The sequence below is a fragment of the Spirillospora sp. NPDC049024 genome (genome assembly GCF_040649235.1).
Lineage (GTDB): Bacteria > Actinomycetota > Actinomycetes > Streptosporangiales > Streptosporangiaceae > Spirillospora.
Window position 1 is genome coordinate 77,464 of record NZ_JBEZFD010000017.1, and the last position, 23,441, is coordinate 100,904.

Annotated in this window: 19 protein-coding genes; 11 read left to right on the top strand and 8 right to left on the bottom strand. The window is 72.5% G+C overall.

Annotated elements, in window-relative coordinates; genetic code table 11:
• Positions 1 to 90: 90 nt before the first annotated feature.
• Complete coding sequence (locus AB0C21_RS28720) at positions 91 to 2,172, top strand: S9 family peptidase (RefSeq protein ID WP_500208382.1); 2,082 nt, start codon at positions 91 to 93, stop codon at positions 2,170 to 2,172.
• Between the two features lie 8 nt (positions 2,173 to 2,180).
• Here the strand turns inward: AB0C21_RS28720 and AB0C21_RS28725 are convergent, their stop codons facing one another.
• Together AB0C21_RS28725 and AB0C21_RS28730 are read right to left on the bottom strand one after the other, a co-directional pair.
• Positions 2,181 to 3,905 (bottom strand): ABC transporter ATP-binding protein, encoded by a 1,725-nt coding sequence (locus AB0C21_RS28725; protein WP_500208384.1) that lies wholly within the window; start codon positions 3,903 to 3,905, stop codon positions 2,181 to 2,183.
• Positions 3,902 to 5,656: an ABC transporter transmembrane domain-containing protein gene (locus AB0C21_RS28730; protein ID WP_500208385.1), complete on the bottom strand. Its 1,755-nt coding sequence runs from the start codon at positions 5,654 to 5,656 to the stop codon at positions 3,902 to 3,904. The genes AB0C21_RS28725 and AB0C21_RS28730 overlap by 4 nt, the downstream gene beginning before the upstream one ends.
• A 302-nt stretch (positions 5,657 to 5,958) precedes the next feature.
• Here AB0C21_RS28730 and AB0C21_RS28735 point away from each other — a divergent pair, with 302 nt between their 5' ends.
• The 7 genes from AB0C21_RS28735 (at position 5,959) to AB0C21_RS28765 (ending at position 14,056) form a co-directional block, all read left to right on the top strand.
• Complete coding sequence (locus AB0C21_RS28735; RefSeq protein ID WP_500208386.1) at positions 5,959 to 7,191, top strand: PP2C family protein-serine/threonine phosphatase; 1,233 nt, start codon at positions 5,959 to 5,961, stop codon at positions 7,189 to 7,191.
• 214 nt (positions 7,192 to 7,405) lie between these two features.
• Positions 7,406 to 8,095 (top strand): succinate dehydrogenase cytochrome b subunit, encoded by a 690-nt coding sequence (locus AB0C21_RS28740; RefSeq protein WP_500208388.1) that lies wholly within the window; start codon positions 7,406 to 7,408, stop codon positions 8,093 to 8,095.
• Between the two features lie 19 nt (positions 8,096 to 8,114).
• Positions 8,115 to 10,052 carry a fumarate reductase/succinate dehydrogenase flavoprotein subunit gene (locus AB0C21_RS28745; protein WP_500208532.1) on the top strand — a complete coding sequence of 646 codons (1,938 nt, stop codon included), beginning with the start codon at positions 8,115 to 8,117 and terminating at the stop codon, positions 10,050 to 10,052.
• Between the two features lie 2 nt (positions 10,053 to 10,054).
• On the top strand, positions 10,055 to 10,807 hold the full coding sequence (locus AB0C21_RS28750) for a succinate dehydrogenase/fumarate reductase iron-sulfur subunit (RefSeq protein WP_149260840.1): 753 nt from the start codon (positions 10,055 to 10,057) through the stop codon (positions 10,805 to 10,807).
• Positions 10,808 to 10,868: 61 nt separating this feature from the next.
• Positions 10,869 to 11,621 (top strand): arginase family protein, encoded by a 753-nt coding sequence (locus AB0C21_RS28755; RefSeq protein WP_500208390.1) that lies wholly within the window; start codon positions 10,869 to 10,871, stop codon positions 11,619 to 11,621.
• 99 nt (positions 11,622 to 11,720) lie between these two features.
• Entirely contained in the window at positions 11,721 to 13,478 is a 1,758-nt protein-coding gene (locus AB0C21_RS28760) for a tetratricopeptide repeat protein (protein WP_500208392.1), read from the top strand.
• A complete protein-coding gene (locus tag AB0C21_RS28765) occupies positions 13,475 to 14,056 on the top strand; it encodes a hypothetical protein (protein WP_500208393.1) in 582 nt (193 codons plus the stop codon). The genes AB0C21_RS28760 and AB0C21_RS28765 overlap by 4 nt, the downstream gene beginning before the upstream one ends.
• A 47-nt stretch (positions 14,057 to 14,103) precedes the next feature.
• Here the strand turns inward: AB0C21_RS28765 and AB0C21_RS28770 are convergent, their stop codons facing one another.
• The 6 genes from AB0C21_RS28770 to AB0C21_RS28795 form a co-directional block, all read right to left on the bottom strand.
• A complete protein-coding gene (locus AB0C21_RS28770) occupies positions 14,104 to 15,105 on the bottom strand; it encodes a LysR family transcriptional regulator (protein ID WP_149260843.1) in 1,002 nt (333 codons plus the stop codon).
• A gap of 60 nt (positions 15,106 to 15,165) precedes the next feature.
• Positions 15,166 to 15,876 carry a Crp/Fnr family transcriptional regulator gene (locus AB0C21_RS28775; RefSeq protein WP_500208395.1) on the bottom strand — a complete coding sequence of 237 codons (711 nt, stop codon included), beginning with the start codon at positions 15,874 to 15,876 and terminating at the stop codon, positions 15,166 to 15,168.
• 340 nt (positions 15,877 to 16,216) lie between these two features.
• Positions 16,217 to 16,987, bottom strand: coding sequence for a succinate dehydrogenase/fumarate reductase iron-sulfur subunit (locus AB0C21_RS28780; RefSeq protein ID WP_149260845.1), 771 nt, complete (start codon positions 16,985 to 16,987; stop codon positions 16,217 to 16,219).
• The gene (locus AB0C21_RS28785) at positions 16,984 to 18,948 is read right to left on the bottom strand and encodes a fumarate reductase/succinate dehydrogenase flavoprotein subunit (protein ID WP_500208397.1); all 1,965 of its coding nucleotides are present in this window, start codon (positions 18,946 to 18,948) and stop codon (positions 16,984 to 16,986) included. Before AB0C21_RS28785 ends, AB0C21_RS28780 begins: the two co-directional genes overlap by 4 nt.
• Before the next feature lie 12 nt (positions 18,949 to 18,960).
• Positions 18,961 to 19,791 carry a succinate dehydrogenase subunit SdhC gene (sdhC, locus tag AB0C21_RS28790; protein ID WP_500208399.1) on the bottom strand — a complete coding sequence of 277 codons (831 nt, stop codon included), beginning with the start codon at positions 19,789 to 19,791 and terminating at the stop codon, positions 18,961 to 18,963.
• A 300-nt stretch (positions 19,792 to 20,091) separates the two neighbouring features.
• Positions 20,092 to 20,742 carry a hypothetical protein gene (locus AB0C21_RS28795; protein WP_500208400.1) on the bottom strand — a complete coding sequence of 217 codons (651 nt, stop codon included), beginning with the start codon at positions 20,740 to 20,742 and terminating at the stop codon, positions 20,092 to 20,094.
• Between the two features lie 131 nt (positions 20,743 to 20,873).
• On the opposite strand from AB0C21_RS28795, the gene AB0C21_RS28800 reads away from it, so the two are divergent.
• The 3 genes from AB0C21_RS28800 to AB0C21_RS28810 all read left to right on the top strand — a co-directional run bounded on the left by AB0C21_RS28800 (position 20,874) and on the right by AB0C21_RS28810 (position 23,412).
• Positions 20,874 to 21,434: a hypothetical protein gene (locus AB0C21_RS28800; protein ID WP_500208402.1), complete on the top strand. Its 561-nt coding sequence runs from the start codon at positions 20,874 to 20,876 to the stop codon at positions 21,432 to 21,434.
• Positions 21,431 to 21,997, top strand: coding sequence for an OmpA family protein (locus AB0C21_RS28805; protein ID WP_500208403.1), 567 nt, complete (start codon positions 21,431 to 21,433; stop codon positions 21,995 to 21,997). Before AB0C21_RS28800 ends, AB0C21_RS28805 begins: the two co-directional genes overlap by 4 nt.
• Before the next feature lie 275 nt (positions 21,998 to 22,272).
• A complete protein-coding gene (locus AB0C21_RS28810) occupies positions 22,273 to 23,412 on the top strand; it encodes an OmpA family protein (protein WP_500208405.1) in 1,140 nt (379 codons plus the stop codon).
• Positions 23,413 to 23,441 lie beyond the last annotated feature (29 nt).

A 23,441-nucleotide genomic window follows, 5' to 3' on the forward strand; every position in this document is an offset into this window, starting at 1 on the left:
TCCCGTCCGCTACGCGACGACCCGTGATCATAGGGGGCAGGAGGCCGCCGTGCGCCGTACTTCCGCACCGCCCTGGCAGACTCGGATGCCATGAGCATCAGCTATCCGCGGCAGAGCGCCCGCACGCGACGGTTCAGCCTCGGCGTCCCGCGCGCCTTCCAGATCGCGCCGGACGGGTCGCGCGTCGTCTTCCTGCGCACCCGGGCGGGCGACGACCCGGTGACCTGCCTGTGGACGCTGGACACCGCCACCGGCGAGGAGGAGTGCGTCGCCGACCCGGCCGCGCTGGACGTCCCCGGCGAGGAGAACCTGCCCGCCGAGGAGCGGGCCCGCCGCGAGCGCGCCCGCGAGCAGGCGGGCGGCATCGTCGGGTACGCGACCGACCGCGCCGTGAAGCAGGCCGTCTTCACCCTGGGCGGCCGCCTCTACGCCGTCGACCTCGACACCGCGCTCGTCCGGGAGCTGCCCGCCCGGGCGCCCGTCTTCGACCCGCGCCCCGACCCGGCGGGCCGCCGCGTCGCGTACGTGTCGGGCCGCACGCCGCGGATCATCGAGATGGACGGCGGCGACGACCGCGCGCTCGTCGAGCCCGAGTCCGACCAGGTCTCCTACGGTCTCGCCGAGTTCGTCGCGGCGGAGGAGATGGGCCGGATGCGCGGCCACTGGTGGTCCCCCGACGGCGGGACCCTGCTGGTCGCGCGGGTGGACGAGACGCCCGTGCAGCGCTGGCACATCGCCGACCCCGCCAACCCGGACCGGCCGCCGTCCGAGATCGCCTACCCGGCGGCGGGCACGCCGAACGCCATGGTGTCCCTGGTGCTGCTGAAGGTCGACGGGGGGCGGCTCGCGGTCGCCTGGGACCGCGGCATGTTCCCCTACCTCGTGACCGCCGTGTGGGACCGGCACGGCCTGCTGATCGTCGTGCAGCCGCGCGACCAGCGGTCCCAGCGGGTGCTGAAGGTCGATCCGACCAACGGCGAGACGTCGCTGCTGCACACCGAGCACGACCCCGTCTGGACGGAGATCATCCCCGGTCTGCCCGTCCGGACGCACGGCGGCGACCTCGTCTGGGCCACCGAGGACGCCGCGACCGACACCCGCCGCATCACCGTCGCCGGCGAGCCCGTCACGCCCGCCGGCCTGCAGCTGCGCTCCGTCCTCGGCGTGGACGGCGAGTCGATCCTGTTCACCGCCTCGGAGGAGCCCACCGAGGTGCACCTCTACTCCTACGAGGGCGGCGAGGTGACCCGGCTGACCGAGGGGCGGGGCGTCTTCTCCGGCACCCGCTCGGGCGGCGTCACCGTGGTCACGGGCGCGCGGCTCGACCGCCCCGGCTCGGAGGCCGAGGTGCGCACCGCGTCCGCGGTCCACCCCGTCGTCTCGTTCGCCGAGACCCCGGTGATCACGCCGCGGGTGGAGCTGCTGCGCGCCGGGGACCGCGAGCTGCGCACCGCCGTGCTGCTGCCCACCGGGTGGGAGCCGGACCACGGCCGCCTGCCCGTCCTGATGGACCCCTACGGCGGGCCGCACGCCCAGCGCGTCCTCGCCGTCCAGCGCATGTACTGCGAGGCGCAGTGGCTCGCCGACCAGGGCTTCGCCGTCGTGATCGCGGACGGGCGCGGCACCCCGGCCCGCGGCCCCGCCTGGGAGCGCGCGGTGCGCGGCGACTTCGTCGAGCCCGTCATGGAGGACCAGATCAGCGCGCTGATCGAGGCCGCCCGCAAGCACCCCGCCGCGCTCGACCTCGACCGCGTCGGCATCCGCGGCTGGTCGTTCGGCGGCTGGCTCGCGGCCCTCGCGGTCCTGTACCGCCCGGACGTCTTCCACGCCGGCGTCGCCGGCGCCCCGGTCACCGACTGGCGCCTGTACGACACCCACTACACCGAGCGGTACCTGGGCCACCCCGACGAGGAGCCGGAGAACTACTCCGCCAACTCCCTGCTCGACCGGGCCCCGGACCTGAAGCGCCCGCTGATGATCATCCACGGCCTGGCGGACGACAACGTGGTGGCCGCGCACACCCTGCGCCTGTCGTCGGCGCTGCTGGCGGCCGGACGCCCCCACACCGTCCTCCCCCTCTCGGGCGTCACCCACATGACCCCGCAGGAAGTGGTCGCCGAGAACCTCCTCCACATCCAGGTCTCCTTCCTAAAGGAATCCCTAGAGGGGTAGCCCGCGCCCTAACTCCTCCAGGAGGCCCAAAGCGCCGCGTAGGAGCCTTGGGCCGCCAGAAGGGCGTCGTGGGTGCCCAGTTCGGTGATGCGGCCGTCCTCCACCACGGCCACGCGGTCGGCGTCGTGGGCGGTGTGGAGGCGGTGCGCGATGGCGACGACGGTGCGGCCGTCCAGGACGGCGGCGAGCGAGCGCTCCAGGCGGCGGGCGGCGCGCGGGTCGAGCAGCGACGTCGCCTCGTCCAGGACGAGCGTGTGCGGGTCGGCGAGGACGAGCCGGGCCAGGGCGAGCTGCTGCGCCTGGGCGGGCGACAGGGTCTCGCCGCCCGAGCCGACGGCGGTGTCGAGGGCGGGGCCGTCCCAGTCGACGGCTTCGAGGACCTCGCGGATGTCGTCGTCGGTGGCGTCCGGGCGGGCCATCACGAGGTTCTCGCGGAGGGTGCCGCGGAACACGTGGTGCTCCTGGGTGACCAGCGCGACATGGCCGCGCAGGTCGTCCAGGGGCAGCTCGACCAGGGGGACGCCGCCGTCCGCGCCGACGGTGACGGCGCCCGCGCGCGGGCCGTCGACGCCGGCGAGCAGGCGGCCGAGCGTCGACTTGCCCGCGCCGCTGGGCCCGACCATCGCGAGCCGCTCGCCCGGCCGCAGGTCGAGGTCCACGCCGTGCAGGACGTCGTGGCCGGGCCGGTAGGAGTAGTGGACGTCGCGCGCCGTGATCCGCTCGCCGGCGGGCCGCCCGTCGCCGGGCGTGCGGTCGGGCGGGACGGTGCCCACGCCGAGCAGCCGGGCCAGGGACGCGCCGCCGAGCTGCAGCTCGTCCAGCCAGGACATGAGCGCGTCCACCGGTTCGATGAGCTGCTGGGCGTACAGGGTCGCGGTGGTCACCTGCGCGAGCGTCGCCATGCCGTTCATGTAGAGCAGGCCGCCGACGAGCAGCGTCGACACGACGGGCAGGACGAAGCTCATCTCCATCACCGGGAACAGCACCGTGCGCAGGCGCAGCGTGTACCGCTCCACCTTGTAGGACGCCGCGATGTCGGCGTCGCCGCGCTCGTGCCGCCGCTCGGCGAGGCCGAGGGCCTCCACGGTCCGGGCGCCCTGGACGGTCTCGGCCAGCCCGTCGCCGATGCGCGCCCAGGCCGCGTTCTCGCGCAGGTAGCCTTCGTGGGCGCGGGGCAGGTACCAGCGCATCACCGCGACCAGCAGCGGCACGGCGACCAGCGCGGGCAGCGCGACCAGCGGGCCGTTCAGCATCAGCGCGGCGACGGTGAGCCCGCCCACGACGACGGCGACGAGCGTCTCCGGCATCGCGTACCGGACAGAGGTGCTCAGCGTGTCAACGTCGCGGGACGCGCGGGTGACCAGGTCGCCGGTCCCCGCGCGCTCGACCCTGGACAGCGGCAGCGCCAGGACGCGGTCGACGAACTCCTCCCGCAGTTCCGCCAGCACCCGCTCGCCCAGCTTCGCCGACGCCAGGTAGGCGTACCTGATCAGCACGCCCTGGAGGATCACGAACCCGGCGATGGCGAGGCCGGTGGTGTCGATGTCGGCGCGGCCGTCGCGGACGTCCTCGACCAGCGCGCCGAGCAGCCGCGGCGTGACGAGCCCGGTGGCGGCGGCCAGCGCGTGCAGGCCCAGCACCGCGGCGAGGTCGCGGGGATGCCGGAGCACGAGGCGCCGGGCGTAGGCCCGCACCTGCGCGGGTGTCGCGACCGGCAGGATCTCGGTGCTCACGTCGTCGCCCTTTCTACCGCCTCGCCTCTGGTGACGGTCGCCGCGTAGCTCGACTCGGCGTCCAGCAGTTCCCGGTGTGTTCCCTCCGCGACGACCACGCCGTCCCGGACGAAGGCGACGTGGTCGGCGCGGTCCAGCATCAGCGGGCTCGTCGTGCACACCACGGTGGTGCGGCCCGCGCGCGCTTCGCCGAGCCTTTCGGCGATGCGCGCCTCGGTGTGCGCGTCCACCGCGCTGGTCGGCTCCACCAGGACGAGGACGTCGGGGTCGGCGGCGAGCGCCCGCGCAAGGCGGAGGCGCTGCTGCTGGCCGCCGGAGAACTCCCGCCCTGCCTCGGCCACGTGCGCGTCGAGCCCGACAGCGTCGACGACGTCCTCGGCGCAGGCCGCGCGGACCGCGGCCTGAAGCGCGGGCCCGTCGGCGTCCGGCGCGAGGGACTCCGCCAGCGGGCCGGAGAACAGCCGGTCCTCGTTGACCGCGACCAGGATCCGCTTCCGGACGTCCGCGACCGCGCGCAGCGGGACGCCGCCGAAGTCGACCTCGCCGTCGGCGTACCGGCCGAGGCGGTCGGCGATCGCCTGCGCGTCGCGCGGGTCGGCCGCCGCGACCGCGGTGACCCGGCCCGGCCGCACGACCAGCCCGGACGCGATGTCGACCAGCTCGGCGCCGGCCGGCGGCCGGGCCGTCCCGGCGGCGGGCAGCTCGGGGTCGAGCCGCAGCAGCGCGGTGACCCGGCCCGCCGCCACCAGGCCCTTGGTGATCTTGCTGGCGGCCTCGCCGAGGGTCTTCAGCGGAACGATCAGGAACACCGCGTACCCGTAGAAGGCGACCAGCTCGCCGACGCCGATCGACCCCCGCACGGCGAACCGGGCTCCGGCCCAGGTGACCAGCGCGATCAGCAGGCCGGGCAGGAGCACCTCGGCGCCGTTCATCCGCGTCTCGGCCCGCGCGACCGCCACCCCGGCCGCGCGCACCCGCTGCGACTCGGCGCGGTAGCGGCCGGAGAACAGCGTCTCGCCGCCGATCCCGCGCAGCACTCGCAGGCCCGCGACCAGGTCGGTGGCGTGCGTGGTCAGCTCGCCGACCAGCTCGCGGTGCGCCTGCTCCCGCTCGCGGTACGGGCGCAGCAGCGGCGCCGCGGCCACCAGGATCAGCGGGACGCCGACCAGGACGATCAGGCCGAGCGGCGGCGAGGTCGTCAGCAGGAGGCCGGCCACGACGACGATCGAGACCACGGCGCCCGACCCGCGCGCGATGATGTCGAGGGCCTCCCCGATGTGCGCCACGTCGGACATGCCGACGCTCACCACCTCGCCCGCGGTCAGCCGCTTCGGCAGCGTCGAACCGAGTCGGGTGGTCTGCCGGGTCACGAGCTGGACGGTCCGGTACGCGGCGGCCAGCCAGTTGAACACGGCGAACCGGTGCCGGAGCACGCCCGTCACGGCCTGCGCGACGCCGAGGCCGAGCAGGACGGCCGCCCACGCCACGAGGGCGCGCTCGTCCCGCGCCGCGACGCCGTCGCCGATGGCGCGGCCGAGCGCGGCGGGCATCAGCGCCTGGCTGAGCATCCAGGCCACCCCGAGGGCGGCGCCCGCGGTCACGCTGCGCCACTGGGCGCGCAGCAGCGCGAGCAGGTAGCGCGCCGGAGCTCTGCGGTCGGCGCGTGAGGCGCTCCAGGGATCGAGGGAGTTCGCTCCCCCTCGGGTGACGTGGTCGGGGCCGCCAGGATTCTTTTCTGGCAACGGCTTCACGCGACGAAGGCTATGCAGCGCACCCCTTGTCGCACGACTGGTTTTTCAGCAGGACGCACGGGTTTCGGACCGTCCGGAAACGCTCGCGAAGCCGGGCTCGGGGGATGCGCCCGGAGCCGGTGACACGCTAAAGTCGTCACCGTACGGAGCGATGCTTCCTCCGCTCCATGAGCCGGGACCCTGGCGGCTAGGCCCATGCCGCTGCCCCGGCGCGGCCCGTACCGCTCCTGCGGCCGCAGGAACAGGCGGGACGACCCGGCCGTTGCCAGTGCCGTCGCCAGCCCGACAGTCCGGAATGACCTGTGAGCACCATCAGTCACCAGACGCATCCCCTCACGCCAGGTACCGAGGACAGGATCGACCTGCTCCTCATCGACGACGACCCCACCGACGTGCTCATGGTGGAGAAGATGCTCGCCGACAGCGGTCTGGACACGGAGATCACCGTGGCGAGCGACCTCGACTCCGCGCGGCGCATGCTGACGCGCCGCACCCAGTGCATCATCGTCGACCTCTCCACGCCCGGCATCGACCGGCTGGAGGGGCTGCACCAGGTGCTCGCGTTCTCCGGCCCGGCCGCCGTCGTCGTGCTGACCGGCCTGGACGACGGCCGGCTCGGCGTCCGGGCGGTCGCCGCGGGCGCCGAGGACTACCTGGTCAAGCAGGAGGTCGACGGGCCGCTGCTGGCCCGCGCGATCCGCTACGCCATCGAGCGCAAGCGCTCGGAGGAGACCGAGCGGCGGCTCGTCGAGGCCCGCATCCTCGGCCGTGAGAACGCCCGGCTGGAGCGCGGCCTGCTGCCGGTCCCGCTGATCGAGGACCCGTCCCTGCGGCACCACACCCGCTACCGGCCGGGCCGGCGGCGGGCGCTGCTCGGCGGCGACTTCTACGACACCGTGCAGACCGAGGGCGGCGCCGTCCACCTGATGATCGGGGACGTCTGCGGGCACGGCCCCGACGAGGCGGCCCTCGGCGTCCAGCTCCGGATGGCGTGGCGGACCCTCGTCCTCGCCGGGCACACCGGCGAGCAGCTCCTCGGCACCCTCGACACCGTCCTCGGCCACGAGCGGCGCAGCGAGGAGATCTTCACCACCCTCTGCATGATCACGATCGCGCCGTCCCGGCGGACCGCCCGGATGCACCTGGCCGGCCATCCCGCGCCGCTGCTGTTCCGCGGGGCGCCGGGGGACGGCGGCGAGGTCGCGGCGCTCCCCGACTACGCGCACGGCCCGGCGCTCGGCCTCGTGCCCGGCGCGGAGTGGCCGACCACCGAGATCGACCTCGGCGAGTCCTGGGGGCTGATGCTCTACACCGACGGCCTGATCGAGGGGCGGGTCGGCGACGGCTCCGACCGGCTCGGCACCGAGGGCCTGGTCGACCTGGCCCGCGCCGCGCGCACCCGCGGCGCGGCCGGACGGTCGCTGATCGACGCGCTCGTGGGCGAGGTCGAGCGGCTCAACGGCGACGCCCTCACCGACGACCTCGCCGTCCTCCTGCTGTCGCGGCAGGCCGACCAGGACGGGCCCGGGCGCTGATCGGGAGCGCCGACCACAAGTCCCTGACCTCCGTCAATGTCTTCTGGGTCACTCCCCGATGAGGTTCCCGCACCCGCTGTGAAGTCCCTCACCCGGACGATTGTCACGGAACGGCCACAAGGGCCTCGCCGCATGTGTTCATAGCCTGCGGCTATCGCCACAAGTGCGTTCATGACTTGGAACGAATCGCCGAACCGGACATAGCGTGCAGGTCGTGGCTATAGCGATACCTGCGATCTACCGGTCGACCGTCGGCAAGAAGGCCGTCATGGCCGTCACCGGCGGCATCCTCGTGCTGTACCTGGTCCTGCACATGATCGGGAACCTGAAGATCTTCCTCGGCGCGGAGGACTTCAACCATTACGCGCACTGGCTGCGCACGATGGGCGAGCCCGCGGTACCGCGGCGGACCGTGCTGACGCTCATCGAGCTCGTGCTCGGCGCCTCGGTCGTCCTGCACATGTGGTCGGCGGTGTCGCTCGCGCGCCGCGCCTCGGCCGCCCGCCCGGTGAAGTACCAGTCGCGCAAGAAGTCGCACGCGCAGGGCTATGCCGCCCGGACCATGCGGTACGGCGGCGTCATCATCGCCGTCTACGTCGTCTGGCACCTGCTGGACCTCACGTTCTTCGCCCTGAACCCCAAGGGCGCCGACGCCACCCCCTACGAGCGGATGGTCGCCGACTTCGACCCGTCCCGCTGGTACATCACCGTCTGGTACGTCGTCGCGGTCCTGCTCGTCGGCCTCCACCTCAACCACGGCATCTGGAGCGCGTTCCAGACGCTCGGAATGCGCAGCCCGCGCAGCCACAACGCCCTGCGGGGCCTCTCCGCGACCGTCGCCGCGCTGGTCACGCTCGGTTTCGTCGCCGTCCCCGTCTCCATCACCTTCGGATGGGTGAGCTGATCACATGGCAGCTGAGGACATGACAAACGGCTTCTACAAGTCCGGCGAGCCGATCGCCGACGCCAAGGCGCCCAAGGGCCCCATCGAGGAGCGCTGGACGACCCGCAAGTTCGAGGCCAAGCAGGTCAACCCGGCCAACAAGCGCAAGAAGAAGATCATCATCATCGGCACGGGGCTGGCCGGCGGCTCGGCCGGCGCCACCCTCGGCGAGGCCGGCTACCACGTCCAGCAGTTCTGCTTCCAGGACTCCCCGCGCCGCGCCCACTCGATCGCCGCGCAGGGCGGCATCAACGCCGCCAAGAACTACCGCAACGACGGCGACAGCGTGTACCGGCTGTTCTACGAGACGGTCAAGGGCGGCGACTTCCGCTCCCGCGAGTCGAACGTCTACCGGCTCGCCGACATCTCCCGGCAGATCATCGACCAGTGCGTCGCGCAGGGCGTCCCGTTCGCCCGCGAGTACGGCGGCCTGCTCGACAACCGCTCCTTCGGCGGCACGCAGGTGTCCCGCACCTTCTACGCGCGCGGCCAGACGGGCCAGCAGCTGCTCCTCGGCGCCTACCAGGCGCTGATGCGGCAGGTGGACGCCGGGAACGTGGAGCTGTACCCGCGGCACGAGATGCTCGACCTGATCATGGAGGACGGGCGGGCGCGCGGCGTCGTCGTCCGGAACCTGATCAACGGCGAGGTCAAGCACTACACGGCGGACGCGGTGGTGCTGGCGTCCGGCGGCTACGGCAACGTGTACTTCCTGTCCACGAACGCGATGGGCTCGAACGTCACCGCGTCCTGGCGCGCCCACCGGCACGGCGCCCTGTTCGCCAACCCGTGCTACACCCAGATCCACCCGACCTGCATCCCGGTCAGCGGCGACCACCAGTCGAAGCTGACGCTGATGTCGGAGTCGCTGCGCAACGACGGCCGCGTGTGGGTGCCGAAGAAGGCCGGCGACACGCGCAAGCCGTACGACATCCCCGAGGACGAGCGCGACTACTACCTGGAGCGCATCTACCCCTCGTTCGGCAACCTCGTCCCGCGCGACATCGCGTCCCGCGCGGCGAAGAACGTCTGCGACGAGGGACGCGGCGTCGGGCCCGGCGGGCTCGGCGTCTACCTCGACTTCGCCGACGCGATCGCCCGCCTCGGCCGGGACAAGGTCGAGGCCAAGTACGGCAACCTCTTCGAGATGTACGAGCGCATCACCGGCGAGAACCCCTACGACACGCCGATGCGCATCTACCCCGCCGTCCACTACACGATGGGCGGCCTGTGGGTGGACTACGACCTGGAGTCCACGATCCCGGGCCTGTTCGTCATCGGCGAGGCGAACTTCTCCGACCACGGGGCGAACCGGCTCGGCGCCTCCGCGCTCATGCAGGGCCTCGCGGACGGCTACTTCGTCCTGCCGAACACGATCAACGACTACATCGCCCGCAACGAGCTCCCCCCGGTCGCCGAGACGGCGGTCAGCGAGGCCGAGGAGCGGGTGCGGACGCGGATCGAGCGGCTGCTGTCGATCGACGGGGACCGGTCCGTCGACTCCTTCCACCGCGAGCTCGGCCACATCATGTGGGAGTACTGCGGCATGGAGCGCACCGAGGAGGGGCTGCGCAAGGCGCTGACCCTCATCCCGGCGCTGCGCGAGGAGTTCTGGACGCGCGTCAAGGTCACCGGCAAGGGCGAGGAGCTGAACCAGCAGCTGGAGAAGGCCGGCCGGGTCGCCGACTTCTTCGAGCTGGCCGAGCTGATGGTCATCGACGCGCTGCACCGCACCGAGTCCTGCGGCGGCCACTTCCGGGCCGAGAGCCAGGACGAGGAGGGCGAGGCCAAGCGCGACGACGACAACTTCGGCTACGTCGCCGCCTGGGAATGGGCCGGGGAGGGCGAGCAGCCCGTCCTCCACAAGGAGGCCCTCAACTTCGAGTACGTCAAGCCGACGCAGAGGTCGTACAAGTAATCATGAAGCTCACACTGCGCGTCTGGCGCCAGGGCGGCCCGCAGGACAAGGGCCGGATGGTCGAGTACAAGCTCGACGACGTCTCCCCCGACGCCTCGTTCCTGGAGATGCTGGACGTCCTCAACGAGAAGCTCATCGCCTCCGGCGAGGAGCCGATCGCGTTCGACCACGACTGCCGCGAGGGCATCTGCGGCATGTGCTCGCTGGTCATCAACGGCACCCCGCACGGCCCGGAGCGCGCCACCACCACGTGCCAGCTCCACATGCGCAAGTTCAAGGACGGCGAGGTCATCGACGTCGAGCCGTGGCGGGCCAAGGCGTTCCCGGTCGTCAAGGACCTGGTCGTCGACCGGTCGGCGTTCGACCGGATGATCCAGGCGGGCGGCTACATCACCGCCCCGACCGGGACCGCGCCCGAGGCGCACTCGACGCCCGTCCCGAAGCCGGACGCCGACCGCGCCTTCGAGGCCGCCGAGTGCATCGGCTGCGGCGCCTGCGTCGCGGCCTGCCCGAACGGCTCGGCCGCCCTGTTCCTCGGCGCCAAGGTCACCCACCTCGGCCTGATGCCGCAGGGCCAGCCCGAGCGCTGGGACCGCGTCGTGTCCATGCTGGAGACCCACGACGAGGAGGGCTTCGGCGGCTGTACCAACACCGGCGAGTGCACCGCCGCCTGTCCGAAGGGCATCCCGCTGGACGTCATCGGCCGGCTGAACCACGACTACCTGAAGGCGACCGCCGGCGGGAAGAAGCGGTAACCGCGCCCCCTGTTCTCGGTCCCGCCCGGAGTACCGGGCGGGACCGTTCTAATGTGGCCGCATGACGATCACTTTGCTGCCCTACCACCAGGACGAACGGCTCCCCGACGCCTCCTTCCCCCTCCCCGGTCACGACGTCGTCGCGGTGGAGCCCGAACTCCCCGACGGCGACGTCTGGCAGCGCGTCGCGGCCCTGTTCGAGCCGGTCGTGGCCGAGGTCGCCGGGCAGATCGGCAAGGGCTCGATGCCGCGTGTGGTCTCGGGCGACTGCCTGACCGCCGAGGCCGTCCTCGCGGGCGTGCAGAAGGCCGGGGTGGACGCCGCCATCGTCTGGTTCGACGCGCACGGCGACGTCCACACCACGGAGAGCTCGACGTCCGGCTACATCGGCGGGATGCCGCTCCGGCAGATCCTCGGCGCCGACACCGCCCTGCTCGCCGACCGGCTCGGCCTGCGCACGCTGCCGGAGGAGCGGGCCGTCCTGGTGGACGCCCGCGACCTCGACCCGGCCGAGGCGGAGTTCCTCGCGTCCTCGCAGGTGAGGCGCTGCGCGGTCGACGACGTGACGCTGCCTCCGGGGCCGCTGGTGCTGCACATCGACGTGGACGTCATCGACGCCGCCGAGCTGCCCGGACTGAAGTTCCCCGTGGGCGGCGGGCCGTCCTACGACGCGGTCGTCGCGTCCGTCCGGCGGATCATGGCGACCGGCCGCGTGGCCGCGCTGGACATCGCCTGCCCCTGGCATCCGCCGCAGGACGGGGACGGGAGCGGCGACGTCCGCGCCCGGTTGCTGAAGGATCTGCTGACCGCCTGACGACGAGCGCGCGCCGGGTCCCCGAACCGCTTCGACATGCGGTGATCTTGCCGTAGCATGCTCACGCACATGCATGAGGGGGTGCATATGCATGGGCTGATGCACTGTGCAAGCGGAGCGGGTCCGGCGGTGCACCGGACGATCCTCTGCCTCGACGTCGAGGGCTACGGGCGCCGCACCAACGGGGACCAGCTCGCCGTCCGGGCGGGCTTATACGGCGCCCTGCGAAGGGCCCTCGCCGACTCCGGCGTGCCCGCGTCCTCGTGCTACTGCGAGGACCGGGGCGACGGAGCCATGATCCTCATCAGGCCGGACGTGCCGAAGGAGCGGGTGGCCGGCCCGTTCCCGGCGCGGCTGGCCGCCCTCATCGAACGGCACAACGGCGGCGCCCCGCCGGGCGCCCGCATCCGGGTGCGCGTCGCCGTGCACGCCGGCGAGGTCCACCACGACGACCACGGCGTGGCCGGCACCGCGATCAACAAGGCGTTCCGCCTGCTGTCGGCGGCCCCGCTCAAGGAGGCGCTGCGCACCTCCCCCGGCGTCCTGGCGCTGATCACCTCCGGCTGGTTCTTCGAGGAGGTCGTGCGGCAGAACCCCGCATGCCTCGCGGCCGCCTTCCGGCCCGCGCACGTCGCCGTCAAGGAGCTCCGCGAGCGGGCCTGGATGCGGCTGCCGGAGACCTGGCCGCATGCGGACACCGCCCGGGACCGCCGGCTGCTCGCCCTCCACCCCGGCGCGGAGATCTCCGTCCCGGCCGCGGCGGCCCTCCTCGACGTCCCGGGCGCCGAGGCGCGCGTCGTGCTCGACGGCCTCGGCCTGGTGGAGCACGCCGAGGGCCGGTACGGCGTGCCCGTCCCCGACGGCGGGCCCGGCCTCGCGCCCGGGGAGCGCTCCGCCGCCGTCCGCCGCGTCCTCGGCTGGTACCTGGGCACCGCCGACAACGCCCGCCGCCTGCTGTGCCCGGACCGCGTCACCGCGACGCTGGCGCTGCCGGACGAACCGGGCCGCGCCCTCTCCTTCGCCTCCGCGGACGAGGCCCGGCACTGGTGCGAGACCGAGCGGCACAACCTGGTCGCCGCCGCCCGCGCCGCCGCCGAGGAGGGCCAGCACGACATCGCCTGGCGGCTCCCTCTCGCCCTGTGGACGTTCTTCTTCCTCCGCACCGCCTGGACCGACTGGTACGAGGCGCTCCGCACCGGCCTCGCGTCCGCCCGCGTCCTCGGCGACGACCGCGGCATCGCCCACGCGCTCGGCGGCCTCGGCTACGCCTGCCAGAGCCGCTGGCGGTTCGAGGAGTCCGCGGAGCTGTTCACCGCGGCGTGCAAGGTGTTCTCCCGGCTCGGCGACGTCCGGGGCGAGGCGTGGGCCCTGCACGGGCTCGGCTACGCCTGCCGCCGCCTCCAGCGGTACCGCGAGGCCGTCGCCCACCACCGCCGCTCCATGCTGCTGGCCGGCCTGCTGGGCGACCGCCGCAACATGGGGCGCGCGCTGACCGCCCTCGGCTACGCCTACGCCGGGCTCGCCGATTTCGGCTCGTCCCTGGACCACTTCGAGCAGGCCCACGACCTCGCGCTCGACGCCGACGGGCGCAACCTCGGCTGGGCCCTGCACGGGCTCGGCTACGCCCACCACGGCCTGCGCCGCCTGCACACCGCCATCGTCCACTACGAGAAGGCGCTGGAGGTCTTCCGCGAGTTCGGCGACCGCCCCGGCCAGGGCGAGACCCTCTACAACCTCGGCCGCGCCCACATGCAGATGTCCCGCCCGGACGCCGCCCGCGACTGCTGGATGCGCGCCCTCGCCATCTTCGAGGACCTCCAGACCCCGCGGACCCGATCGGAGATCATGGTTGGATGACCCTCCAGCAGCACATGCGCCGGGCCGCCGAAGACTCCGTCCTCTCGTTCCCGGAGGCCCTCCGCGCCGACATCTACGTCATCTCGCTCCGGATCTCGCACGGCGAGTTCTCGACCGTCCACGGACTGCCCGACTACCCCTACGACCCGTACATGGCGATCGGCTACAACACCGAGAGCAACGTCAGGCGCAACCTCGAAGGGTCCGCCGACCCTCTGGAGGTGCGCTGGAGCTACGCCTACATGCTGCTGGAGGAGGCGGGCCCGGCGGGCCACCACCCCGCAGACCCGGAGGGCACCGCCCTCTACCTCGACGAGGTGAAGCGCCTCGGCCTCTGGTACGAGCCCGGCGAGGACGCGGAGGACGAGCAGGACGAACGGCTCTGCGCCCACTTCGACGACCTCTGCGTCGACGCCGCGCGGCACCTGCACTCCAGCGGCCTCGTGCAGAAGGTGCTGGGCCGCGAGGTGCCGATCGTCCTGTTCGACATGTTCCGCATCATCGAGCCCGACGCCACCCAGGCCGCCAACCCGCCCCACCTCATCCCCGCCGACTACCTGACCCTCCAGCAGGGCTGAACCGCTGGGCATGGCGGACGGTGCGCGTGGTGCCCGACCGGCTGGGGCTAGGCGCTGACGAGGGTCTCCACGCCGGCGGGGAGGGTGCCGGCGAGGCCGGCTTCCACCAGGAACGTCTGGAGGGTCTCCTGGAACGCGCGGGCGGCGTGGGTGAGTTCGACGTCCTTGCGGTGGGCCAGGGCGATGGTGCGGAGCAGGCCGGGACCGTGGCGGCCGCGACGCGCCTCCTCGTCCGCCAGGACGAGGGGGGTCCCGCGCAGGCCCGGCCGTCCGGCCAGCACCATGCTGGGGACGACCGCGATGCCGAGCCCGACCTCCACGAAGCGCAGGACGGCGTCCATCTCGCCGCCCTCGACCGCGAACCTCGGCTCGAACCCCGCCGCGCGGCAGGCGCTGATGGTCGCCTCGCGCAGGTCGTATCCGGGACGGAACATCACCAGCGGGCGGTTCTGCAGGTCCTCGATGCGCAGGTACGAGCGGCGCGGCAGCTGCGCCGCCTTCGGTGAGCGCTCCGCCGCGCCCGGCTCGGGGCACGCCGGAGAGGCCACCACCAGGTGCTCGCGCAGGATCGGGATCGTGTCCAGGGGCGGGTCGCCGTGCAGCGGGAGGATGACCAGGGCCATGTCCAGCGAGCCGCGCGTCAACTCCCGGACGAGGTCGCGCGAGCCGCCCTCCTCGACGATGAGCTGGATCCCCGGATACGCGTCGTGGAAGCGGCGCAGGACGTCCGCCAGCAGGCCCGCGCACAGGGACGGCGTCGCGCCGAGCCGCACCCGCCCGCGTTTGAGGCCGACCAGCTCCTGCACTTCGAGGCGGGCCGTGTCGACGTCGGCCAGTATGCGCTTCGCCAGCGGCAGCAGCGCCTCACCGGCCGGCGTGAGGGTGATGTTCCCCCGGGCGCGGCTGAACAGCGAGACGTTCAGCTCGTTCTCCAGCGCGCGGATCTGCTTGGACAGCGACGGCTGCGCGACGCGCAGCAGCTCGGCGGCCTGCGTGAAGTGGCGTACCTCGGCGACCGCGACGAAATAGGAGAGCTGCTGCAACTGCATCCTGCACAGCGTACGGGTCGCCTCGCGATCCGACCGGCACCGGGGCGGCGCCCGGTGGCCTCAGCGCGCGTGGCGGCGTAAGGCCTGGAGGTCGTGGACGATGAGGCGGCGGCGGCCCGTCTCGATCCAGCCGTGCCGGCGCAGCGTGCGCAGCGCCTTGCTGACCGCCTCGCGGGACGCGCCCACCCAGCCCGCCAGCTCCTCCTGCGACAGGTTCAGCGTGATCCGGACGCTCTCGCCGCCCGCCCCCGCCGGCGCCTGCGTGCCCGTCCGGCGGTCGTAGGGGACCCCGAACCGCTCCGCCAGTTCGACGAGGCGCTGCGCCACCCGTCCCGTCGCGTCGAACATGCCGAACTCGACGCGCTTGCGGTCGGCGTCGCGCCAGCGCTGGCACAGCATCCGCATGATGAGGATGGAGACGCGGCCGTGGGCCTGCAGGAACGCCATGAACTCGTCGGCCGTGACCGCGAGCGCGCGCACCGGTTCGAGCGCCGTGACCGTCGCCGACCGGGGCAGCCCGTCGATCGCGGCGACCTCGCCGAGCAGCGCCCCCGGGCCGCGCACCGCGAGCAGCGTCTCGCCGCCCAGCTCGCGGTAGGAGCACGCCTTGACCCGGCCCTGCAGCAGCACCGCCACCCAGCCGGGCTCCTCCCCCTCGATGAAGAGCGTCTCCCCCCGGTCGAAGTCGCGGACGCGGCCGCGTGCCGCCAGCTCCTCGCGTTCCGCCGGGGTGAGCTCGGCGAGGAACGAGCCCGGTTCGAGGGCGCTCATGCCCACCACGCTAAAGGGCCTGGAGCGTTCCCGCCTCCCGGGAAAGAATCACGGTTCAATCACGCGTTGTGTGCACTTATCCCTACTCGAACGTTCGAGGGTGCGCCAGTGTTGGACCCGGCGTGTTCGGCCGGGCGGTCGTCCAGGCGTTCACGGCGTTCACGGGGAACGGCGGAACGGCGGGCGGCGGGCCGGGGGCACGCCGCCCGCCGGGCCACGGGAGCGCCGCACGCCAGAGCGTCGCCCCCCGTGACGGGAAGCGGCGGAAAACGCGAACGCCCCCCGTCGCGCGGGGCGGCGGGGGACGTTCGCGAAACTCTCTGCGGACGGCTCTGCGCGATCAGGCGGACGGGGTGTCCTCGCCCTTGCGCACGATGCCGAGCTTGCTGCCGAGCCACACCAGCGGGTCGTACTTGCGGCCGACGACGCGCTCCTTCATCGGGATCAGCGCGTTGTCGGTGATCTTGATGTGCTCGGGGCAGACCTCGGTGCAGCACTTGGTGATGTTGCAGAAGCCGAGCCCGTGGTCGTCCTGCGCGATGTTGCGCCGGTCGGCCTGGTCGGCCGGGTGCATCTCCAGCTCCCCGATCCGCATCAGGAAGCGCGGTCCCGCGAACTCGGGCTTGTTCTCCTCGTGGTCACGGATGACGTGGCAGACGTTCTGGCACAGGAAGCACTCGATGCACTTGCGGAACTCCTGCGAGCGCTCGACGTCCACCTGCTGCATGCGCAGCTCGCCCGGCTTGGCGTCGCCCGGGTCGAACGAGGGGATCTCCCGCGCCTTCTCGTAGTTGAACGACACGTCCGTGACCAGGTCGCGGATCACGGGGAAGGTGCGGACCGGGGTGACCGTGATGGTCTCGTCCGGGTCGAAGGTCGACATCCGGGTCATGCACAGCAGCCGCGGCATGCCGTTGACCTCCGCGGAGCACGAGCCGCACTTGCCGGCCTTGCAGTTCCACCGGACGGCGAGGTCGGGCGCCTGCGTGGCCTGCAGCCGGTGGATGATGTCGAGGACGACCTCGCCCTCGTTCACCTCGACCGTGTAGTCGGTGAGCTCGCCCGCGCCGTCGTCGCCGCGCCAGACCTTGAACTTCGCCTCGTAGCTCATCGGTCGTCCTCCTCGGTCTCCGCGGCGTCGGCGGCGGGGGCCTGCTCGGCGAGGCGCGCCGGCAGCTCCTCGTCGGTCAGGTACTTCTTCAGCTCGTCGTTCTCGAACAGTTCGAGCAGGTCGGGGCGCATCGGCGTGAGCGGCTGGCGCTTCAGCTCGACGTGCGGGGCGGAGGGGTCGCCGGCCAGCGAGCAGACCAGGTTGATCTTCCGCCACTCCGGCGACATCGCCGGGTAGTCGTCGCGGGTGTGGCCGCCGCGGCTCTCCTGGCGCTCCAGCGCCGCCTTCGCGACCGCCTCGGACACCAGCAGCATGTTGCGCAGGTCGAGCGCGAGGTGCCAGCCCGGGTGGTAGCCGCGCCCGTCGCCGACCGCGACGGGGTCGACGCTGACGTTCGCGACCCGCTCGCGGAGCTTGCCGAGCGACTCGATCGCCTGCTCCAGCTCCGCCTCCTTGCGGATGATGCCGACCAGCTCGTTCATCGTCTGCTGCAGCTCGGCGTGGACGGCGTAGGGGTTCTCGCCGCCCTCCCGCTCGAACGGCGCCAGCGCCTCGGACGTCGCCGCCTCGATCTCGGCGTCCGGGACGGCCGGGCGCGCGGGCAGGGCGTCCACGTACTCCGACGCGCCGAGACCGGCCCGGCGGCCGAACACCAGCAGGTCGGACAGCGAGTTGCCGCCGAGCCGGTTCGAGCCGTGCATGCCGCCGGAGACCTCACCGGCCGCGAACAGCCCGGGGACCTTCGCCGCGCCGGTGTCGGGGTCGACCTCGACCCCGCCCATCACGTAGTGGCAGGTCGGGCCGACCTCCATCGGCTCCTTGGTGATGTCGACGTCCGCCAGCTCCTTGAACTGGTGGTACATCGACGGCAGCCGCTTGACGATCTCGGCGGCGCCGCCCGGCATCCGGTCGACGACGGTGAGGAAGACCCCGCCGTGCGGCGATCCCCGCCCCGCCTTGACCTCGGAGTTGATCGCGCGCGCCACCTCGTCGCGCGGGAGCAGCTCGGGCGGGCGCTTGTTGTTGTCCGGGTCGTCGTACCAGCGGTCGCCCTCCTCCTCGGTGGTGGCGTACTGGTTCTTGAAGACCTCGGGGATGTAGTCGAACATGAACCGCTTGCCCTCGGAGTTGCGCAGGACGCCGCGGTCGCCGCGCACCGACTCCGTCACGAGGATGCCCTTGACGGACGGCGGCCAGACCATCCCGGTGGGGTGGAACTGCACGAACTCCATGTTCAGCAGCGTCCCGCCGGCGAGCAGGGCCAGCGCGTGCCCGTCCCCGGTGTACTCCCAGGAGTTGGACGTGACCTTGAAGGCCTTGCCGATGCCGCCGGTCGCCAGCACCACCGCGGGCGCCTCGAACACGACGAACTTGCCCGTCTCGCGGACGTAGCCGAACGCGCCGCAGATCCTGCCGTCGGCGTCCTTCAGCAGCCGGGTGACCGTCGTCTCGGCCCAGACCTTCAGGTTCGCCTCGTAGTCGCCGTGCTCGGCGTGGTCCTCCTGCTGGAGGGCGACGATCTTCTGCTGGGCGGTGCGGATCAGCTCCAGGCCCGTCCGGTCGCCGACGTGCGCCAGCCGCGGGTACTCGTGCCCGCCGAAGTTGCGCTGGCTGATCTTGCCGTCCTTGGTGCGGTCGAACAGCGCGCCCCACAGCTCCAGCTCCCAGATGCGCTCCGGGGCCTCCTTGGCGTGCAGCTCCGCCATCCGCCAGCTGTTCATGAACTTGCCGCCGCGCATGGTGTCGCGGAAGTGGACCATCCAGTTGTCGTTGGCGTTGACGTTGCCCATCGCGGCGGCGGCGCCGCCCTCGGCCATCACCGTGTGGGCCTTGCCGAACAGCGACTTGGAGATGATCGCGGTCTTCTTGCCCTGGAGGCGCGCCTCGATCGCCGCGCGCAGACCGGCGCCGCCGGCGCCGATCACCACGACGTCGTACGAGTGCCTCTCGATCTCAGTCATGATTCCTTGGCCTCAGTTGAAGATACGCAGGTCGGAGATGGTGCCGCTGGCCACCAGCGCGACGTACAGGTCGGCCACCACCAGCGAGCCCAGGGTGATCAGGGCGTAGTTCCCGTGCTGCTGGTTGATCTTGGACACCCAGCCCCACATCCGGTACCGGAAGGGGTGCTTGGAGAAGTTCTTCAGGCGCCCGCCGACGATGTGCCGGCACGAGTGGCACGACAGCGTGTACAGCCAGAGCAGCACCACGTTCGCGACCAGGATGAGCGTGCCGAGCCCGATGCCGAACCCGCCGTCCTTGCCGTGGAAGGCGCGGGCCGCGTCCCAGGTGTTGATGAGGGAGATCAGCACGGCGGCGAGCCAGAAGTACCGGTGCAGGTTCTGGCCGATCAGGGGGAAGCGGCGCTCACCGGTGTACTTGGCGTGCGGCTCGCGGACCGCGCACGCGGACGGCGCGGCCCAGAACGAGCGGTAGTAGGCCTTGCGGTAGTAGTAGCACGTCAGCCGGAACAGCAGCAGGAACGGCAGCGAGATCGCCGCGAAGGGGATCCAGCCGCGGGTGCTCGCGGGCAGGAAGGTGCCGAACTCCGCCGCGTCGCCCGTGTGGCCGTCCACCGTGACGTTGTTGCAGATGTCGTTCAGGCACGGGGAGTAGAACGGCGTCAGGTAGTGGAACTCCGGCACGTAGAACGCGGCGCCCCAGAAGGCCCGGACGGTGGCGTACACCACCCAGGCCGTGAAGATCACGAAGGTCGTGACCGGATACAGGCGCCAGTTGTCCTTGCGGAGGGTGCGTTCCTTGATCTGGGCGCGCGACTTGGCCGGCGCCTCCACAGTGGTCATCGATCGCTCTCCTGAGCTCGGGTCGTCGTGTCCCCGTACCACGGTCCGCGCGCACCATGCGGCCGTCCGCGCCCCGGTCGCCGGTCGGGCGCCCCCGGCCGGGGCCGCGGGCGCGCGGTCGGCGCCGGTGCCGCATGCGGGCGGTGACGCCTTGTGTGCGCTTCCAGCGAAGCGACCCTACGCCACCCGCCGGGATCTGTGACATACATAACAAGCAGACCCGGATGTGAGCCTGACCACAGACTTTAGCCCGCTCAGGACCCTTTCGCGGCCCCCGGGACCCATAACCAGTCGTTATGATCAAACAGAATCGAGACGAGACCGCTCCGGCATGACCGTCCGGTCGTCCGATGTCTCCTTCAGTACTGTTCGGGCGAAGTGCGCCTCGGCCTCGCGCGTGCGGCCGGTCCCGTACACCCGCAGCATCTCGGCGAGGTCGGGAAAGCGGTCGGCGATGAGCGCGGCGGCGGCCTCGATCTCGGCGGCGGACGCCACCTCGCGCAGCAGGGCCTGGACGAGCCGGGCCGGCTCCGCGGCGCCCCGGCCCTCCGCACGCCCCGCCGGCTCTCCGGGACGCGTCGGCCCCGACCCCGCCGGAACGCGCCCGGAGGCCGCGCCCCGCGTCCCCGACGTGGTGGCCGGGGACTCCGCCTTGATCTCCTCCAGCCGCGCCTGGACCTCGGCCGCGGGCAGCCCGTCGAAGGCGGGCCCGGCCACGAGCTCCTCGACCGCCATCAGCCGGTGCAGGACGGCCGGGTTGCTGATCTTGGCGCGCTGGCCGGACATGAGCTGGGAGAGCATCGGCGCGGACAGCCCGAGCACGCCGGCGAGCCCGGACTGCGACATCCCGAGGCGGCCGAGCAGCGGCCGGACGCGGTCGCCGAGCGGCTCGCCGTACCACTCGGTCTGCAGCGCGCGGTTCCGGGCGACCGTGTCCTCGGCGACGCTCACCGCACCCCACCCCCTTGACGATTCGCAAATGCAAACGATAGATTCACGGTCGCACATGGCGATGCCGTACCGGATGCCATGTTGCCACGGGAAACACGATTTGCATATGTGATGGATCAGGAGGACCGACGATGGGGCCGACACATCGCCTGGCGGCCGCCGCCGCGGCGGCCCTGCTCGCCGCGGGCGGCCTGGCCGGCTGCTCGCTGCCCGGGACGGGGTCGTCCTCGTCCGGCGGCGGGGGCGGGGGCGCCGAGGGCTCGGTGGGCAAGGCGAGCTTCGACAACCCGACCAAGCCGGTGGTGCAGGGGACCGTCGACAGCCCCATCGCGCAAGGGGCCAAGGTCGACATCGCCGTCATGGGTCTCAAGGTGAAGGGGAAGCTCGCCAACCTCACCGTGCGGTTCACGCCGCGCGTCCCGGGCAACCCGGGCCGTCTCGACGCCTACGACCTGAACGGCAAGAACGGCCTCGGCACCTCGCTGATCGACCCGGTCAACCTCAAGCGGTACGTCGTGGTGAGGGACGCCGGCGACAAGGAGCTCCAGACCCACGAGATCTTCACGCCGATGCCGAACAACCAGCCCACCCTCTTCTTCTTCTCTTTCGCCGCCCCGCCCGAGAGCGTGAAGGCCGTCGACGTGCAGATCGGCTCGTGGCCCACGTTCCGCGACATCCCGGTCCAGCGGTGAGCCGCGCGCGCCGTCCGGCCGTCCTCGCGGGCGCCCTGGCCCTCGTCCTCGCCGTCCCCGCCGTCGCCGGGGCCGACCCGAGCGTGCCGGACCGGAACCTGGCCCAGAGCGTGCTCTCCATAGGCGCCGGCACCGCCGTGTACGGCATCGACCTGCGGCAGGCCGTCGTACCGCTGGAGGAGGAAGAGGCCGACGGGGGCCACGTCACCGTCCGCATCTCGGCGGACGTGCTGTTCGACTTCGGCAAGGCGACGCTCACCGACGCCGCCCGACGCCGCATAGCCGGGCTCGCCCCCCGCCTCCGCGACGCCCGAGGCGCCGTCCAGGTGTCCGGGCATTCCGACTCGGTCGGCGAACCCGCCTACAACCTGGCGCTGTCCGAGCGGCGCGCCGAAGCCGTCAAGGCCGAGCTGGCGAACGCCCTGAAGGGGACGAGCCTGCGGATCGTGGCCAAGGGCTACGGCGAGACCAGGCCCGTCGCCCCGAACGAGCAGGGCGGCAAGGACGACCCGGCCGGGCGCGCCAAGAACCGCCGCGTCGAGATCACCTACCAGAAGGGATGAGCGCCGTGCGAGGCGACGACCGTGCGCATAGGGCCAAACCCGTAAGCGGGGCCGACCCCGCAGGAAGGGCCGACTCCGCGCGAAGGGCCCGCTCCGCGCAGAGGACCGGCTCCGCGCAGAAGACCGGCTCCGCGCAGAGGGTCGGCTCCGCACAGAGGACCGGCTCCGCGCAGAGGACCGGCTCCGCGCAGAGGACCGGCTCCGCGCAGAGGACCGGCTCCGCGCAGAGGACCGGCTCCGCGCAGTCGGCCCGCTCCGCGCAGAGGGTCGGCCTTGTGCGGCGCGTGTCGCCGGGGCTCGCCGTCTTCCTGGCGGCGGGCCTGTTACTGGCCGCGTGCGGCGGCGGGGAGCCGAAGAAGGCCGGCTCCGGCCGGGCGGCCGGAAGGACGGCGACGCCGACATCGGCCGCTCCCACCCCGGAGCCGACGAGCTGCCCCCGCGGCGGCAAGCTGATCAAGGCGGTCGAGATCCCGGCCGTGCACAGCGATCCGGTGCGGATCCCGGAGGCCGTGATCGGCGGCCAGAAGATCCCGGCCGTGACGATCCCGGGCGTGGACATCCCCGCCGGGCACGTTCCGGCCCAGTGCGTCGAGCACAGGCCCGCCCCGGGCGGCTGCCTCGGAGCGATCAGCATCCCGGGGACCTCGATCCCCGGCGTGACGATCCCCGCCGTGCGGATCCCCGGTGTCAAGGCCCCCGGGATCGACGCCCCGCCGGTCGAGCAGGAGGCCGTGTCGAGCGAGGCGGTCACCCAGCCGGCCGTCACGCAGGATGAGGTCTGCCAGAGCAAGCCCTCGGAGGAGGGCGAGTACGTCAGCTCCGTGTACCGGGCGTCGCTCTACCGCGCGTCCCTCTACCGCGCCTCGGCGTACCGCGCTTCGCTGTACCGCCCGAGGGCATGCAACGACAAGAACGAATGCATACCGTCGGTCACCGTCCCGGGCGTATCGGTGCCGGGCGTCAGCATCCCGGGCGTCAGCGTCTCCGGGGCGACCCTCAAGTCCTACGTGGCCGGGCCGAGCCAGGTCATCAAGGGCGACGACAGCATCGCCTTCAACATCGAGGCGGACGTCCTCTTCGACTTCGGCAAGGCCGACATCAAGCCCGCCGCGGCGGCCGAGCTGAAGAAGATCGTGGAGTCGCTGGGCAAGGAGGTCCCGGCCGACGCGCCCGTCCAGGTCGACGGCCACACCGACGCCAAGGGCGACACGGCGTCCAACCAGGCCCTCTCCGAGCGCCGCGCCAAGGCGATCGCCGACTGGCTGGCCACCGAGGGCGGCATCGACCGGTCCCGCCTCAAGGCCGCCGGCTACGGCGAGACGAAACCGGCCTTCCCCAACACCAAGCCGGACGGCTCCGACGACCCCGAGGGCCGCGCGAAGAACCGGCGCGTGGTCATCTCGGCCGCCCGGTGACGTCCCTCACCGCTCCCCGCTCCCGCACC